The organism is Glycocaulis sp. (genome assembly GCF_052168375.1).
Taxonomy (GTDB): Bacteria; Pseudomonadota; Alphaproteobacteria; order Caulobacterales; family Maricaulaceae; genus Glycocaulis.
Genome location: NZ_JBQLZR010000215.1, coordinates 1 through 17,138 on the forward strand (window position 1 = coordinate 1; position 17,138 = coordinate 17,138).

A 17,138-nucleotide genomic window follows, 5' to 3' on the forward strand; every position below is an offset into this window, starting at 1 on the left:
CCTGCCGTCAGCCGGGCCGGCATGCGCCCGGGCGGCGCAGGTGAACGCTGCATGACCTCGACAAGGGCCTGGGCCGCGCCGGCGCTCAGAAGCGGATAGCCCGCCACACCACGGTTGAGCTCTGCCGCCTCAGGTGTCCAGGCAAGCGGCAAGGCGGCGCCACCATCGCCCAGCGCCGCAAACATGATGGCGATTTCCTCTGCCGTGATGCCGAGCCCGCCAAGCGCAATCGCCAGACCGGCATCGCCCTCCTGCGAGCGCGGCAGGATGGCCCGGCCGCCGGCAAAGCTGATTGCCGCAAGAAAGCGGTTGGCGCCAACCGCATCGAGTATCTGCACGGCCGGGACGTTGAGCGAATGCTGCAACGCTTCGGCAATGGTGACATCACCGCGGAAGGTACGGTCGAAATTCTCCGGATTGTAGTCCGCAAACCGGCGCGGCAAATCTGCAATACGGGTGCCGGGCCCTGCCAGCCCGTCCTCAAAGGCGAGGCCGTAGATGAAGGGCTTGAGCACCGATCCGGGAGACCGCGCACGCCGCGTCAGATCGATCCAGCCGCCAGGCCGGTCCCGCCCTGCCGATCCGACCGCCGCACGCACTTCGCGCCCGTCGAGCGACACGATCAGAGCGGACGCCTGAACCCTCTCTCCGGCATTGTCCGCGAGACGTTCAATCAGTGCTTCGATCTCTGTCTGCAGACCAATATCGAGGGTGGAGCGCACCTCACCGCCGGCTCCGGCAAGACGCTCGGACGCATGCCAGGCGAGGGCCGGAAAAGCGCGCCTTTCAGGCGCAGGCTCCTCGGCGGCGTCCGCTGCGCGGTCAGGCGAAATCAGGCCTTCTGCCTGCATCCGGGCGAGCAGGCGGGCACGCGCCGCCACGGCGTTGCCGGGGCGCAAATCCGGACGGCGCGCTTCCGGCGCCTGTGGCAAGGCCACCAGCAGCGCGATCTCGTCCGGCGTCAGTACATCCGGCTCATGACCGAACCAGGCCCAGCTGGCTGCCCTTACCCCTTCCAGATTGCCGCCATAGGGCGCCAGCGTCAGATAGGCCTGAAGGATTTCGTCCTTGGAATATCGCCATTCCAGCTGGATGGCGCGCACCATCTCGATGAACTTGGCCAGCAAGGTCCGGCGCGGACGCGGCTCCAGAAGCCGGGCCGTCTGCATGGTGATGGTCGAGGCACCCGAAACAATGCGGCCACTTGAAACCAGCGAGCCCGCCGCGCGGACGACAGCCAGCGGGTCCACGCCGTGATGCTGGTGGAAGCGCTGGTCCTCGATAGTGATGAGGGCATTGAGGAAAGCCGGGTCAACGCTGTCCAGATCAACCGGCAGGCGCCAGCGGCCATCCTCCACCGGAAAGGCACGCAAGGCCCGGCCCTCCCGGTCGGTCACGAGCACCGAAACCTCCGGCAGAGGCGGCGGCGGCAGGGCCCGGTCCAGCCCTGCCAGCAACAAGCCTGCCAGCAGAACCGGAACGAGCAGCCCCGACGCGCGCATCATGACGGGCATCAAACGCACCTGCGTCACGGACGGATGATTACCTCACCGGGCGCCGAGCGCGCGAACACGTCGGGCCGGTACATGTCTTCGACAACCGTTCCGGCATGGGTGAACTCACCCGGCGTGACGGCCCGCACCATGTAGGCGACGCGCACCGGATCACGCCCTTGCGTATTGATGGCCGCGACGAAACGGTCATCACGTGCCTCGGCCACTTGGGTGAAGGCAAGCTCGCCAAGGAAGGCGTACGGACCGGTCTCGCCTGCGTCATCAGGACGCAATATGCCTTCGATCTCGAAGCCTGCGGGCAGGAGATCGGCCACAATGAGCGGCATGGCGCGCGTCTGCTGCGGCGTGATTGTGAGCGCAACGATGATCTGGTCACCGCGCCGGATTGTTCCGGTATCAACCGGGTTCCCGCGCCGGTCCGTCAATGCACGGGCCACATCAACGCCTTCTGCCACCGCATCAGGCGCAGCTAACGGCACACCACGGGCAAAGCCCGTCACGAAGACCGGCTGTGATCCCCGGTTGGTCAGGGAAGCCCCTTCGGCAAGCTCGCCAGCTTGGAGAACGACAGACTGACCTTCAAGAGCCGACCCCGCCCATTCGACTGTCAGGCTCTGCGCGTCGCCGGCAAAGGCACGCGCCGCCATCAGCACATGGGCCTGTTCCTGCGTCGTCATGCGCGAGGCTTCAGGCAGATCACGGGCCAGACGGTCGACCAGACCCTCCACCCGGTCCTCGACCCCGGCCTCGGCAACGAGGGCGGTGATACCGGCAAGATCGCGCACCGGCGTCTGGTACCAGTCCCCCGGATTGCGGTAGCCCAGCGCCGAGATGGCGCTGTCAAAGGCACTGACCGCCCGCGCGCGGTCGCCCAGCGCCGCAAGGCCCGCACCGACATGGGCGCGCGCCAGCGGGCTTTCGATCCGGCCCAGCATCTCGTCATGCAGATAGCGCAGCCGTGCCCGGTCCGCCCGTCCAGCCCGTGCCAGAAGGAACGAGGCATAGGCCGAGCTGCGATTGGTGAGGCGCTCTGCGGTATCGCGGCTCCAGCGCGGATCGGGCGCAGAGCTGTCATAGCCATAGGCCTGCCACAGATCACCGCGCGCCACTGGCACCAGCGCATCAAGCGCCCGTGTAAGCGCCGCGCGCGGCACGCTATGACCTGCCTCGGCGGCCCGCATCAGGAAGTCCGTGGTATAGGCGCCCAGCCAGGGCGAAGCCTGGCCATCGCCGATCCGCCACAGACCGAACGCTCCGTCCTCGCTCTGACGGGCCAGCACCGATTCAATCGCGCGCCGCACGACATCATCGGCATCAGCCGGTGCATCCCTGCCCGAAAGACCAGACATCTGCTCTGCGTAGAGCAAGGGCAGCGCGCGGCTGACCATCTGCTCGGTACAGCCATAGGGATAGCCGGACAGGGCGTCGTAGATCGCCGCCGTGTCGATGGGCGTGGCGGCAACCGAGAGCCGCAGCGTGCTGCCCGGCGCGAAGGCGGCAAGCGTATCGGCTGGCGGCTGCCAGCTTTCACCCGGACGCAAGGTGCGCCGCGTGATCGACGTCATCGGCAGGAAGGCCGAGCGCACCTCGATCGGATAGTCGCGCGTAATCGTATCGCCCTGCGGGCCTTCGACGGAAATCGAAAGACCGGCAATTCCCGGGGCATCGGACGCCGAAATCGTGACGGCGCGGTCAATACGCTGACCGATATCAAGCACCTGATCGAAACTGCCATCCGAAACCGTCACCGGACCTTCTGCGCTTACCGTGACGCCATAGCTGCCCTCTGCCCCGTCGACATTGTCCATGGTCAGGGTGGCAGAGGCAGTATCTCCCGGGGCCAGGAAGCGCGGCAGGACAAGCTCGGTTGGCACATTATCGCGCACCGTCAGCGGCTGGCTCGCCGAGCCGATACCACTATCGGACCAGGCGACTGCCATCAGGCGCAATTCGCCGTTGAAGTCGGGAATGTCGAGGCTCACCTGCGCCCGGCCCTGACGATCAAAGCGGACCGGCCCGGAGAAGAGCGCTACCGTCCGGGTCGGCACGACGGACAGACCCGCCCCGCCAATTTCATCACCACCGGAGCGCACCGGCGCTGCCGGCCCCTGATTGGGGTCCAGCAAGCGGCCATAATCATCCAGCAGATCGACGCCGAGGCGCGCCTTGCCGAAGAACCAGGCTTCCGGGTCCGGTGAGGCAAAGCCGGTCAGCAGCAGGATGCCTTCATCCACGGCGGCCACGGTCACCCAGGCTTCCTCGCGGGCAGGCCCGTCGCTGGCGGTCACCGTGAGCTCAAACGTCTGGCGCGGTTCGATACGTTCCGGCGCGTCCAGCGTGACCTCGAACGTGCGCGCCTCGACATTGACCGGAATATGCAGGACGCCAACCGCGCGGCGCGGCGTGGGACGGGTCACGGCATCGCGCGGCGTAAACACCGAAACCATGACATAGGCGCCCGCACCCCATTCTTCGGTCACGGGCAGTTCAACCTCTGTTGCGCCTTCCCCGACTTCCAGCGTGCGCGCCAGGATCACCCGGTCTGTCGCAACGACCAGCTCGGCCTGTCCGGCATAGGGGGCGAAAATCGACACTATTGCCGTATCACCGGTCTCCGGCGCGTCGGCAGGGCCAGACAGGCGCACCCGGTCAGGCGCGGCCTCTCCGTCTTCCGGGCGGCCACCATAGCCGGACCAGAAACCAAAGCTCGCCAGATCCTGCCCGCCTGCCGAAACGATGAGGGTGTAATCGCCCCAGTCGAGCGACGGCGTTTCGACGCTTGCCGGGCTTTCCCCGTCAAGGCGGACCCGGCCAGACTCGATCGGCACCACGCGCTGCGAACGGCGCCAGCGCCACTCCCCGCTATCGGTGCGGTACCAGTCATACTGCCAGTCGGTGCGGATGAGGCGCCAGTCAGCCTCCAGAGGCAGCGGCGCCCCATCGGCGCCCAGCGCAATGAGCGACAGGTTTGCAGCCTGCCCCTGACGCACGCTGTCCTCGCCTGCATCCATGCGGATGCCCACATAGGTTTCGCGCGGACGATAGGGAATGCGCACATCATCGCTGACGGCGCGCCCTCCGGGTTCTTCAACCGTGATCACCGCGCGTGCCCGCAAGGGCAGGCTGGACTCCAGGCCCGCTTCGCCCGGCGAAACCGCGATCACCGCATTGCCCTGACCATCGGTGAGCGTCTCGGGCAGATCGATGACCTCCTCGGCGAAGCGCTCGTCATGCAGGCCGAACCGGTAGCCCTCAAACTCGGGGAAAGGCGACGGATCAGGCTGGATGCGGGCGGTGCCGCGCAATTGCAGGCCTGCACCCGGCGCCCCGTACAGGAAGCGGGTAAAGGTCTCGATGCTGCGCGTGCCGCGCGCACCGATCGGGGTTTCGGTATCAGCCGTCAGCGTCAATGCAACGCGCTGCGGTACAAAGTCTTCAACCGACAGGGACTGGCTCGCCACCTCACCACTGCCATCGAGCGTGACAGCAATGCGCCAGCGTCCGCGTGCAGCTTCGCGGGGCAGATCAAAATCGTGGAAGACAGCGCCGGCCTGTGCGGCCCGTTCGAAGCGCGCTTCCTCATGCGCAAGGCCGTTGGGCGCATAGAGCGTGATCGTGCCGGGACGGTCGCTCAGCGCGCGCCCCTCGCCGTCGCGCACCATGGCCGAGGCGTGAATGGTCTCGCCCGGACGGTAGATGCCGCGATCAAGCCAGATGAAACCGTCGGCACCCTCGGCCCGGTCCCGCCCGTCCACTGGCTGGGCGGACAGATCGACCGGCGCTCGGTTCAGGTCCAGCACGGCAAAGTCGCCCTCCGGCCCGTAAGCCAGAAGAAGGCGCGGCGCATTGCCTTCCCGCCCGGAAACCAGCGCCTCATCGAACCGCACCCGGCCTTGCGCATCGCTGCGCACCGTGGCCAGCACCTCGTTGGAACGGGCGATCAGCTGCACCTCGACGCCCGCCTGAGGCTGCGCGCTTTGCAGCGAGCGCACGACCGCATCGAGACCGTCACTGCCGCGATAGGCGGTGAAGGCAAGGTCTGTCACGATCAGCCAGCGCGCCGCGCGGGCATATTCGCCGTAGCGGTCTGTCTCGATCTCGGCGAGGTTTTCAGCGCGCAGGAAATAGGCCCCCGGGCGAAGTGTCCCGATTGTTTCGGCCAGCGGGAAGACCGTTGTGGTAAGTGCGTTGGCCTCGCCAGGCGTATCCATCTCGCCTTCCCAGACCGGGGCACCTGCCTCGCCGGGGCGTTCCTCGGAATCCATCCAGTACCAGTCGCCCGATGCCGCATTGAAGCCCGATGTGATCTGACGGAAGGCAAGCGCACGGTCGGTAACCCGCGTCACCGTCACACGCACCGCATCCACATTGACGGTCTCGATAGCCACACCATCGGCGTCGACACGTGGCAGGATGACGCCAGTCCCGGCAAAGCCGACATAGGCCGGACGGGCGGCAAAACTCAGCGTATCGGTCTCTTCGGTTTCGAGACGGCGGCCATCGGCAGACGGCAGGCCCTCGCGCAGAGTGAGCGTGCGCGTCTGGCCAAAGCTCAAGCCCCCGATGCACAAGCGCTGGCCATCGACATTGAGGGCAACAGGCTCGTCAATCTCGACATAGGCGCTGTAGTCGACGGTCGGGTCCAGAGGACCGGAAAAGGTCAGGCACAGCCGCGGCGCATCGCCCTCGATATCGGCGGCATAGCGCAGATACTCGAAACGACTGGAGACTTCAGCTGTGGCGCGCGGCGCATCTGCGGCACGCGGCTCAAAACTGGCGCCGGTACCCTCGGACTGTGTCTGCGGCTCAGGCGAGCAGGCACTGACCACGAGAGCCGCAGCAAGCGCCGCCAGAGTGAGAGGGGTTCGCCAGGGCAAGCCTGAATGCGTCCGCCGGCCATTGGAAAAAAGCGCCATCACCCGTCCTCCCTGAACACCGCCTACAGCCCGCGCACTGTGGCACGGCCAATCGCCAAATCCACCCCCTGTCTTGTCTTTTCAGAAAATTCTTTGGGGTCGGACAGGCGCCGGAATGACTAGGCCGGGCCGGGTTCGGCGGGCAAGACATAGCCCTTCAGGCGCTGTGTCTCGATCAGGTCTTCACCGACTACCGAACGAATCGACCGGCGCAGGCGCGCGACCGCTACATCGATGACGTTGATCTGCGGCGGCAGGTTTGGAAAATCGGTCCAGACCTCGGACCACAACCGGTCGCGGCTGACCGGCTGACCGGCATTCTCTGCCAGCAGCTTCAATATGTTGAATTCCTGAGGAGAGAGCGGGATATGGGCACCCTTCCAGTGCGCGGTGCGCGCCTTCACCCGAACCTCCAGCCCGGCCAGAACGATCACTTCCGGGTTCGCGGCAAACCCGGCCCTGCGAGCCAGTGCCTTCAGCCTCGCCCGCAGCTCTGCAGCATCAAACGGCTTGGACAGATAGTCATCGGCTCCGGCTTCCAGCCCTTCCACTTTCTGGTGCGCCTGACCGAGGCTGGAAAGCACCAGCGCAGGCGCCGTCACCCCCATCTCACGCAAGCGGGCCAGAAGAACGAGCCCGTCCGTGCCGTCTGTCTCAATCATGCGGTCGACGACCAGCACATCGATGGCGGTGGCGGCCGCGCGCACAACCGCTTCGCCGCCACTGGCCACACGCTCCAGCGACCAGCCGGGCTGGGCTGAAACCGCTTCGCGGGCCTTCTCGGCCCAGACATCCTCGTCTTCGACCATCAGAATGTGCATCGTCCTGCCTTTCTGGTCCTAAATGCCCTGCCCGTCATCAGAACGGCCCGCCCGACGCATCGGCAAAGGCGGCATGATCCGGCGCATGGGCCGATGTTCCGGCATCCAGCGTCAAGGCAATATATCGCGGCGCGCTGTCGCCGCTGCGCAAGACCCGCAAGGCCACTTCACGCTGCGCGAGCATCAGGCGGGCCTGCGCCTCACGCGGATCGGTGAGATCATGGGCGCCGATGGCGAGAACCTGGTCTCCGTCCCGCAAGCCCGCCAGTGCGGCGGGGCTGTCCGCCGCGACCGAGCTGATCACAACGCCCTCCTGCGCATCTTGCGCAAACTGGATACCGAAACCCCGGCGCGCCGAAGGCTCATAGCCGAGATCTCTGGGCACGAAGCGCTGGCCCGCATCAGGCCGCCGCACAAGCACGGCCTCGACACGGAAACGCGCCTGCCCGTCATGCAGGCTCAGCCCTGCCGTTTCGCCTTCGCGCATCACAAGTAGCGCACGCGCGAGATCGCGCGGCGTGGACAGCTCTATCCCGTTGATCGCCAGCAAGGTCTGTCCCGCCCTGACGCCTGCGTCGCTGGCTGGCGAGTGCGGATCGACGGTTTCGATCAGGACCCCCTCACCGCTCTCGCGGCCCATCGCACTCGCGAGCGGCCCGTGCAAAGCACGCACGGTTACACCGAGATACCCCCGGTCAACCTGCCCGCGCTCCATCAGCGCCTCGGCAACCTGACGGGCAATCCCGGACGGGATGGCGAGCGAAATGCCGACATTGAAGAAGGCTTCCTGCGGGATGGCCGTGTTCACGCCGACGACCCGGCCTTCCGCATCGATCAATGGCCCGCCGGAATTGCCGGGATTAAGCGCGGCATCGTGCTGGATATAGCCAACCGGGTCCGCGCCGTCATAGGCGCGGGCAAATCCCCCGATCACGCCGGAACTGACCGACAGGTGGAAATCGAGCGGCGAGCCGATGGCCAGAACCGGCGCACCGACCCTCAGCGCACTGTCATCGCCCCATTCCAGCGGTTCCAGCTCAGCCCCGATGCGCAGCAAGGCCAGATCGGTCAGCGGATCGGTGCCGATCAGCTCGGCCGGTACCCGGCGGCCGTTACCAAGCCGCGCCTCGATGCGCCGCGCCTCCGAGATGACGTGGTTATTGGTAAGGACATACCCGCCCGGCGCCACGGCAAACCCTGATCCTGAACGCCAGGACCAGCCTTCGCGCGGCTGGACACTGTTTGGCGCAACCCCGTCACCGGCAGCGCGTCCGGCCATGTCGCCCATGATCATGACAGGCTGGCTGACGGCACGCTCGGCATAGATGGTGACGACCGAACGCGTGGCCCGTTCGGCAACCGGCAGGACGCGGGTGTCGGTTATCGAAGCAGCAGAAGCCTCATGGTCTCGCGCTGCAGGACCGGTCCTGTCCGTCAGTTGCGCTATTGCCAGCAGACCAGCTACTGCAGCTGCGGCAATAATCAGGCGCACACTGTTGTCCTGCATTGAGAAAACTCCCCTCGGGTTTCAGGCGGAAACCTAACGGAGGCGCTTGCACGACCGATACTGACAAGCCCTGTCAGGAAGGGAAAAGGCGGGGCTGAGCCCACCGTTCCTGACAATACCGGACAGTCTTGGAATCCCGCTTTTCCTGCGGTCTGCACTCGGCTACGGCTAGGGTCAGGCAACAGGCCAGTGCTGAACAAACGTGAATTTCAGCGCTGTATACCTGTTGGCGGAAGCAGGAAAACGTCTGTTCAGGAGAACAAGGAAATGAAAATCGCATCTTTGCTTGCTGCAACTGCAGCTATCGCCCTTACCGGTTCTGTCATTGCACAGGAAACGGACGAAACCGGCACCAACTTCGCCGAAGACCAGCGCAGCGACGAGCGCACCGGTGTCGAGCTTCTGGCCATGTCCCAGGACCTCTACGCCTATGGCGTCGATGCCCGTGATCCGCTGGCCCTGATCGTCGCTGCCCGCATCCGCCAGGGTGTCGAGGTGGAGGACCGCGAATATGAAGTCGACGAACAGGGCGGCGAGCCCGAGGACGCCGAGATCGAGTTCGCCTCTGCCGAGGACATGCTCGACGAAGCCCGCGTGCTGGCCCGCGGCGACGAGGCGCTCGCCTCCCTGATCGAGGAAGTCGAAGCCGATGCAAGCCGTGGCCGCGTTGGCGGGCCGGGCCGTGACACCGGCTGGGTCGGTGCACGCAGCACGACCAGCTACAACGTCACCTTCCGTGGCGGCGAGCGCGCCGCGATCTGGGCCAGCGGTCCGGGCCGCACCGATCTGGACATGTATGTCTACGACCAGAACGGCAATCTGATCTGCCGCCACATCGACTATTCCGACCGGATGTCCTGCTTCTGGACGCCGCGCTGGACGGGCACCTTCCGCGTCCAGGTTCGCAATCTGGGCAATGTGGGCGTCAGCTATAACATCGTGACCAACTAGCAGGGTCCGGGTTTCCGGGTAGCTCCCGCCGGAGACCTGACCGCATGGATGGCAGGACGGGCCTCGCCCGCCTGCCATCTTTCGTTTCGAGGAAAATGCTTCGTAAGGTCAGGCGGCGGGCTGTCCGGCTTTGTCAGAAATCAGGCACTCGCCGCCGGGCCTGAGGCCGCGCTAGCCTGCTTCTCGAACTGTCCGGCAATATCTCAAGAGTCAGCCATGAACCCTCTTCGCCATCTTGTCCTTGCAGGCATTGCGGTTACTAGCGTCCTTGGTGCCCTCGCCAATGCCGACGAACCGCAGCGCCACGCACTCCTGATCGGCGCATCGGGTTATGACGAGGCGCGCATCGGACCGGGCGTGGAACTGCTCGGCCCGCGCAATGATGTCGCCCTCATGATCCGGGCCCTGCGCGCCTACGACGTGCCGGACACGAACATGCTGGTGCTGGCCGATGGTCTCGACCAGACCGGTATCGATTTTGCCGCCCATGGCGATCCGACGCGGGCCGAAATCCTTGCTGCCTTCAGTGCCATGCTGGAACGCGCAAATCCCGGCGACGAGGTGCTGATCTACTTCTCCGGCCACGGCTCGCGCCAGCCCCAGCCCGAGGACGCCGCAGAGCGCGAAGCCAACGGGTTTGACGAAATCTTCCTGCCGCTCGATATCGGCCATTGGGAAGGCGCTCAGGGCGACCGTCAGGCAGGCGTCCAGAACGCGCTCATCGATGACGAGATCGGCACCTTCCTGGAGGACTTGCGCGCCCGCAACGTGTTTGTCTGGCTGGTCGTTGATACCTGCCATTCAGGCGGTGCCAACCGCAGTGCAGGCCCGGGCGGAGAGTTCCGCACCCGCGCTGTCACCGAAGACCTTCTGGGCATTCCCGCCGAAGCCCGCATTGCCGCTGAACAGCGCGCACAGGCGACGCGGTCAGGCACGCCGTCTGTCCGCCCGGAAAGCGCACTCTCGCTGGGCGAAGGCGGCTTTGTAGCCTTTTACGCTGCCCACTCCGGCCAGCTCGCCCTTGAGGGACTGATGCCGAAAGTGGGCGCGGCAGAGACCCGCGACAATTTCGGCGTTATGACCTTCCATATCGCCAATGGCCTTCTGGCAGGCGGTGTCGGCAGCTATCGCGACCTCGCCTACCGCGTCCTCTCCGGCTATAATGACTGGGGCAGCCGCGCGCCCGCCCCGCTCTTCGAGGGCGATCTTGACCGCACGCTTCTCGGCCAGGGCGGTGCCTTGCGCTCCCCGCAATGGCACGCCCGCTTCCTCGCCCGCGAAACCACCGAGATCGAGGCTGGCTATCTCGAAGGCGTCGGCGAAGGCGCCGTATTTGAAATCATCGTGCGCGATCCAGACACTCAAGGGCCCCACCCTTCCTTCCCCGGGCCCTATTATGTGGAAGCGGTTGAGGTCGGGCAGACGGCGACACGCGCCGTCCTCACCGCCTTCGAAGGCAATGAAGCAGCCCGCGCCCTGCCGGGACGCACCGCCTTCATGACCGCGCGCATGGTCGATCCCGGCGTGCGCCTGTCGCTGTCGGTGGCCATTGATCCGTCAGAGGCCGATCTGAATGCGCGCGAACAGCTTGCCACCGATGCCCTGACCCGCCTTGGCGAGGCCAATCCCGAGACGCTGATCGCACCGCTGGATTTCCGCGAACCCGGCGAACCGGCCGATGTCCGCATCCGCGTCCATGACAATGCAGTCTGGTTCCTGCGCAGCGAAGCCGACATCGTGCCGACCGGGCGCGATCGTTCCGCGCGCATCGCCATCGATGACACCGCGACCATTGATGCGCTGATGAGCCAGATCGAAGGCGAGCTGCAAAAGCTCGCCCGCGTGCGCAACATTCTGAACGCGTCCAGCGCCTTTCAAGGGTCTAACGGGCTGGAAAACCTGACCTTTGAAACCTTTGTCTGGCGCGCAACACCGCCGCGCCTCGGCCCGGACGCACGCGCGGCCGATGACTGGGCCTGCTCCCTGCCGGACCCGACGCAGATTCCGGCAGAAGCGGTCTCGCTGGAGGAGCTGGGGACCAGCGAGCTCAACGCCCTCGAGCTAAGCCATTGCGACATTGTCTATGTCCGTCTCACCAATACGGGCGATCGCCCGATCGATGTGACGCCGCTCTATATCGACAGCCAGGCCGGCATTCACCGCCTGCCCTTCCTCGGCACTAATGCCAGCACCCGTATCGAGCCCGGCGAGCAGCCCCGGATTGTCTGGGCAGGCCTGCGCACGTTTGACTGGACGACCGGCTACCCGGCAAGCGCCGGTCTTGAACGTCTCGTCCTGCTGGCGATTGAGCGTGAAGAGGGTGCGGCCCTGCCGATGGATTTCGGTTTCCTCACCCAGACCAGCCTGTCCCGGTCAGCCGGTGAAACGGCCAGCGACGCCGAACGCTCGCCGCTGGGCCAACTCATGACCATGGCCGCTTTTGGCGGTTCCACGACGCGCAGCGCCCGTGCACGGCCTGCTCTCGATACGCAGGCAGGCTCGATCCTCTTCCAGTGGCGGCTTGTCCCGCCGGGTGAAAGCGAGGGATAGCGGCATGAAGCCCGCCTTGCTCGCAGGCACGCTCGTCGCACTTGCACTGGCTTCGCCCTTGGCGGTGCCAGCGCATGCCAACGAAATGGGCAGCACGCAGCAGGCAGGTATCCCGCCCCAGGACATTGCCGCCGTCCAGCGCCATAACGCCGCCGCCGAAGCCGCTTTCAGGCAAGGCGATTACCGCACCGCGACGCGCGAATTCGAGGCCGCCTTCCTGATATATCACCGCCATCTCGGGCTGGAGCACCCCCAATCGGCGCTGGCAGGTGCCAATATGGGCATGGCCATGCTCGGTCAGGGCCGGTTCGCCGAGGCGCTGGAAGTGCTGCAGATTGCCGACGAGATACTGGCCGCCCTCGATCCGCAAAATGCCCGCCGTCCGGGCATACAGCGCGCCATTGAAATGGCACAGGGCCGTCAGAACCCCGGCGCGCCTGCAGGCTCGCAAGCAGCGCCCCGCCAGCAGGCTGGCCCTGCCCCTTCAGGCGGTGGCAGCGGCAATGCGCTCGACGCGCTGAACAATACCGCCGTCACGGCCTACCAGTCTGGTGATTTTGCGCGCGCCGAGGCGGGCTTCCTCGACGTGCTCGCCGCCCATGAAGCCGCCGGTTCAGGCGCGAGTGAGGGTGCGGGCGTGGCCTGGGTCAATCTTGGCGAAGTCTACACACAGACTGACCGGCTCGCGGAGGCGGAAAATGCGCTCGATCGCGCCCGGACCATTTTCGAGGCGCTTTCGCCTTCGCATCGCTATCTCGCCGTTGTCGACAATAATCTGACCGCCGTCCGGCGCCGCCAGGGCGATGAACAGGCCGCACTTGCCGGCTACCAGTCGGCCATGGAGCGCATGCGCGATACCTTTGGCGCCGACCATCCCAACACGGCTGCGGCGATGGGCAATCTTGCCAGCGCCTATCTGGCACTGGGTCAGCCTGCCGATGCCTTGCCGATATTGCAGCGGGCACTGGAGATCGAACAGGCTGCCTACGGGGACGGTGCGGCGCAGAGCGCCGATACCGTCAGCGGTCTCGGACAGGCCTATCTTGATCTTGGCCGGTATGAGGACGCCATCAGCTTCCAGCACCGCGCCCTGCAGGCGCTCGAAGGGGCGAGCGTTTCAGATCCGCGCCATATCGCCCTCCTGCGCCAGCGTTATGGCCGCGCCTTGCAGATGGCCGGGCGTGCCGCCGAGGCAGAGCCGATCCTGCGCCAGGCTCTGGCCGACACTGAGGCCGTCTTTGGAACCGGCACATCACAGTCTATCCTCGCGATGGGCTATCTTGCCTCTGCCATGTTCGATCAGGCAGCCTTCGAAGAGGCGGAACGCCTGCAAAGGCGGGCGCTGGGAGAGGCTGCGCGACTGGACGAGGGCGTACGCGCGCACTCGGTGGCGGCCATCGAGAACAATCTGGCCGGCACGCTGCGCATGCTCGGCCGGCTGGACGAGGCCGAGGCGCTCTACCGGTCCTCGCTGGCCCACGCCGAGGAGACAGGCGAGCCGCTTTCACTGGCGATGAGCCTTGAAAACCTTGCCGGGTGCGTGCGCGTTCAGGGGCGGCTGGACGAAGCAGCCAATCTTCAGATGCGTGCCCTTCAGCTCTATCGCGAGGTGCTTGGCGAAAGCCACCCCGAGGCCGTGCGCGCCTTTGCCAATGCCGGCACCACCCTTGGCCTTGCAGGCGACTATGAAGGCGCTGAGCGCCTGATGCGCGGCGGTCTTGATGGCCTCGACGGGCAGGTTCCCGAAACGCATACCGCCCTGCTTGTCGCGCGTGCCAACCTTGCCTGGCTCTACCTTCGCCATATGAACCGGGCGGATGAAGCGCTCGGGCTCTATCGCACAGCCTCCGGCTCCATTGTCGCTTCCGCTCTGGAAGCCGGTCGTTCCACGTCCGACCAGTCTCGGGCTTCTGCCCTGATCGTTCGCCGCGCCGACATGTTCCAGCTTCATACCGAAGCGGCCTGGGCCGCTGCCCATCACGAGGAGTAATCTGATGCTCTCGCGCCGTCTCAAGACCCTTTCGCGCATTCTTCTGGCCTCCACCTGTCTGGCGGGGAGCGCCCTTGCCGGCCAGGCCGCGGCGCAAGGCTCAACAGCCTGCCCGGAGGGGGATATGAGCTATGAGTGCCTGCGCGCCGAAGGGTATTGGGCCGCCCAGTGGGCGATCCAGACTTCTGCCGCGCGAGCACTCTCGCAGGTTGGCGCGCGCTTTGCCTCCAGCGATGATGCGCTGGGCCTCCTGGTTGCCGAACGCCGCCGTCTGACCGAGCAGCGCTCGGCCGCTGAGCGCCGGCTCTACGAGGCACTGGCGATCTCCGACGCTGCAACGCGTGAGGAAGCCACGCGGGCGGCACAAACCGCCCTTGATGCTGCCTCTTCCCGCCTTGGCGAAGTCGATGCGGCCCTTTCCGCCGAGTTTCCCGAATATGGCGAGCTGACCAGCCCGCAACCCTTGTCCGTTGAGGCCACGCAAGCCCTCCTGCGCGATGACGAGGCCCTTGTCCTTATCCTCGCCAGCGACCGCTCGACCTTTGTCTTTGCGATCGACCGCGACGGCATTGACTGGGCGCGTGTCGAGATCACCGCCGGAGAATTGCGCGAAGCGGTGCACCTGCTCCGCCAGGGCGTCGACCTCAATCACGGGCGCGGGCCCTGGAACGCGGTTGCGGTTCAGGCGAGCGCCGCCGCCCCTGATCTGCCCGTTTTCGACCGCCAGGCCGCCTACCGGCTCTACCAGCAGATACTGGCGCCGGTTGAAGCGCGTCTCGATGGCAAGGCGCATGTCTATGCCATCCCCTCCGGCGCACTTTCGAGCCTTCCGCTTGCACTGCTCGTCACCGAGGCGCCCAGCGGCGCGGACACCGACACAGATGCCTTGCGTTCGACCGCCTGGCTCGGCCGTCGCTATGCCATGACGGTCCTTCCCTCGCCCGCCTCGCTCCGCTCGCTAAACCGCTTTGGTGCCAGCCGCGCCACCGACCCCTTCCTGGGCGTCGGCGATCCTTGCATCGGTTCGCGGGCGGGCGCCGGGTGCGAACGCGCACCGGCAAGCGGCGGCGGCAATCGCGGTGGCGCGACACGCGGCGTGTTCAATGCCAGCGCGGAGAGTGGCGGTGTCTTCCTCGCGGACGTGGAGGCGGTGCGCGCCCTGAGCGCCCTTCCCAATACGCGGCCTGAACTGGTGGCGCTGGCCGAAGCCTTCGGGGCAACCGCGCAGCGCGACCTACTGGTCGGCGACAATGCAACCGAGGCCAATCTGCGCTCCGGCGCGAACCTCGCCGACCGTCAGGTTATCGCCTTTGCCACGCACGGGCTGATCGCGGATGAGCTGCCGGGTCTGACCGAGCCTGCGCTCGTGCTGACGCCGCCTGCGCAGGCAAGCGATGGTGATGATGGACTCCTCACCGCCTCGGAGATTGCCCGCGACCTGACACTGGATGCGGACTGGGTGATCCTGTCGGCCTGCAACACTGCGGCGCCCGGAGGGGCTGGCGCAGAGAGCCTGTCGGGCCTTGCCAGCGCCTTCTTCTATGCAGGGGCGCGCGCGCTTCTGGTGTCACACTGGGTGGTGGATGACGCCGCAGCCCGGCGCATCACGACCGGCACACTCTCGGCGATGAACGCCAACCCGCAAGCTGGCCGGGCCGAGGCCCTGCGCCAGTCCATGCTGTCGATGATGGATGATCCACAATTCGCCCACCCTGCCATGTGGGCACCGTTCGTCCTTGTCGGTCAGAACCGCCCGGCGGAATAGGCCCCGCAGAATAGGATTGGGAAAGGGCAATAGTCGGCCAACCGGCCGCCTATCCCTCTCCTGCCGTAAGCCGGACGATGAGCTGGCGGACATCTTCCAGCCGCCCCGCGATAGCCGCGCCGGGTGCTGCGGCAGCGCTCTGCAGCATTTCCAGCGCATCGGCGTTCTCCCCGCCACGGCGCAGGGCCGTTATCGAGTACTTGAAGACTTCCGGCTCGCAATTGCCGCCCGTTTCCGGGTCCACCGAATAGAACTGGCCGAACTGGCCGTTGCTCGTCTGCAGGATGCAGCGCTCTTCGGGGCTTAGCGACAGCCAGATCAGCGCCCGGAAATCATCCATGGCGGGACCTGCATAATCGGAATGGCCGAGACCCTGGCCGCCGGCAGCTGTCGTATCGACCGTGCTCAGGCCTTCAACCACCACCGGATAGGGCGGGCTCGCATCCCCGGCGCGCGGATTGCCACCATTGATACGGCGCGACAGAAGCAGCGCCCGGTCGCGGCTGGAGGCATAAAGCGTCATGCCCGATGCCAGATGGTCCAGCCGGGGAAGAAGCTCCATGAACTCGTCTGCATCGACATCCGGCGATGCCCAGACCACCTGGTCAAAGAGCGGCTCGGGCGGATTGGGGTAGGTCTCGGCGAGGCGTTCCAGCGCTCGCGCAAGGAAGCGGTTGCCCATCGAATGGGCAACGATATGGATACGCTGCGCATTGGCGCCGTTCATCAGCAGGTAGAGATAGTCCACCAGATCGCTGATATTGGCCTCGTTCACCTCGCGCCCATCGGCGAAGTAGCCGAGCAGCGACGCCCTTGAAGGCCACGAATAGAGGGCAGGCACACCATCGATTTCCAGATCGACGGCAAGCTGGGCTGCGCGCTCGGCCGCGCCGCGAAAGTCGGAATTGAACCCGTGAATGAACACCAGAAGCTCGCGCCGCTCTGACCCGTCCATGGCCTCACCCAGCGCGGTGGTGAAAGCGTAGTCGTCAGCGAAAGGCTCAACGCGCTCCAGAATGAAATACTCGCTGCGATAGGCATCAAGATCGCCCGGATACTCGTCGCGGCGCGGAATGCTGCCCACTTCCCTGTTGCGCGGCACGGACACCGTCACGACACCCAGA

9 protein-coding genes are annotated in these 17,138 nt (G+C 66.0%); 4 read left to right on the forward strand and 5 right to left on the reverse strand.

Annotated elements, in window-relative coordinates:
* From pbpC to ACTS2Z_RS08560, 4 genes are all read right to left on the reverse strand, one after another.
* The coding region (gene pbpC / locus ACTS2Z_RS08545; RefSeq protein WP_442572794.1) for a penicillin-binding protein 1C at positions 1-1,514 on the reverse strand (1,514 nt) is incomplete at its 3' end.
* Positions 1,515-1,528: 14 nt separating this feature from the next.
* Positions 1,529-6,430, reverse strand: a complete 4,902-nt coding sequence (locus ACTS2Z_RS08550; RefSeq protein ID WP_442572795.1) for an alpha-2-macroglobulin family protein — start codon at positions 6,428-6,430, stop codon at positions 1,529-1,531.
* A 119-nt stretch (positions 6,431-6,549) separates the two neighbouring features.
* Entirely contained in the window at positions 6,550-7,251 is a 702-nt protein-coding gene (locus ACTS2Z_RS08555) for a response regulator transcription factor (protein ID WP_442572796.1), read from the reverse strand.
* A 37-nt stretch (positions 7,252-7,288) separates the two neighbouring features.
* Positions 7,289-8,758, reverse strand: coding sequence for a trypsin-like peptidase domain-containing protein (locus ACTS2Z_RS08560; RefSeq protein ID WP_442572797.1), 1,470 nt, complete (start codon positions 8,756-8,758; stop codon positions 7,289-7,291).
* A 267-nt stretch (positions 8,759-9,025) separates the two neighbouring features.
* Here ACTS2Z_RS08560 and ACTS2Z_RS08565 point away from each other — a divergent pair, with 267 nt between their 5' ends.
* The 4 genes from ACTS2Z_RS08565 (at position 9,026) to ACTS2Z_RS08580 (ending at position 16,014) form a co-directional block, all read left to right on the forward strand.
* The gene (locus ACTS2Z_RS08565; protein WP_442572798.1) at positions 9,026-9,709 is read left to right on the forward strand and encodes a hypothetical protein; all 684 of its coding nucleotides are present in this window, start codon (positions 9,026-9,028) and stop codon (positions 9,707-9,709) included.
* A gap of 216 nt (positions 9,710-9,925) precedes the next feature.
* A complete protein-coding gene (locus ACTS2Z_RS08570) occupies positions 9,926-12,259 on the forward strand; it encodes a caspase family protein (RefSeq protein ID WP_442572799.1) in 2,334 nt (777 codons plus the stop codon).
* Between the two features lie 4 nt (positions 12,260-12,263).
* Positions 12,264-14,249, forward strand: coding sequence for a tetratricopeptide repeat protein (locus tag ACTS2Z_RS08575; RefSeq protein ID WP_442572800.1), 1,986 nt, complete (start codon positions 12,264-12,266; stop codon positions 14,247-14,249).
* A gap of 4 nt (positions 14,250-14,253) precedes the next feature.
* Positions 14,254-16,014: a CHAT domain-containing protein gene (locus ACTS2Z_RS08580; protein ID WP_442572801.1), complete on the forward strand. Its 1,761-nt coding sequence runs from the start codon at positions 14,254-14,256 to the stop codon at positions 16,012-16,014.
* A gap of 49 nt (positions 16,015-16,063) precedes the next feature.
* Here the strand turns inward: ACTS2Z_RS08580 and ACTS2Z_RS08585 are convergent.
* Positions 16,064-17,138 (reverse strand): alpha/beta hydrolase (locus tag ACTS2Z_RS08585; RefSeq protein ID WP_442572802.1); only part of this gene is annotated, 1,075 nt, incomplete at its 5' end.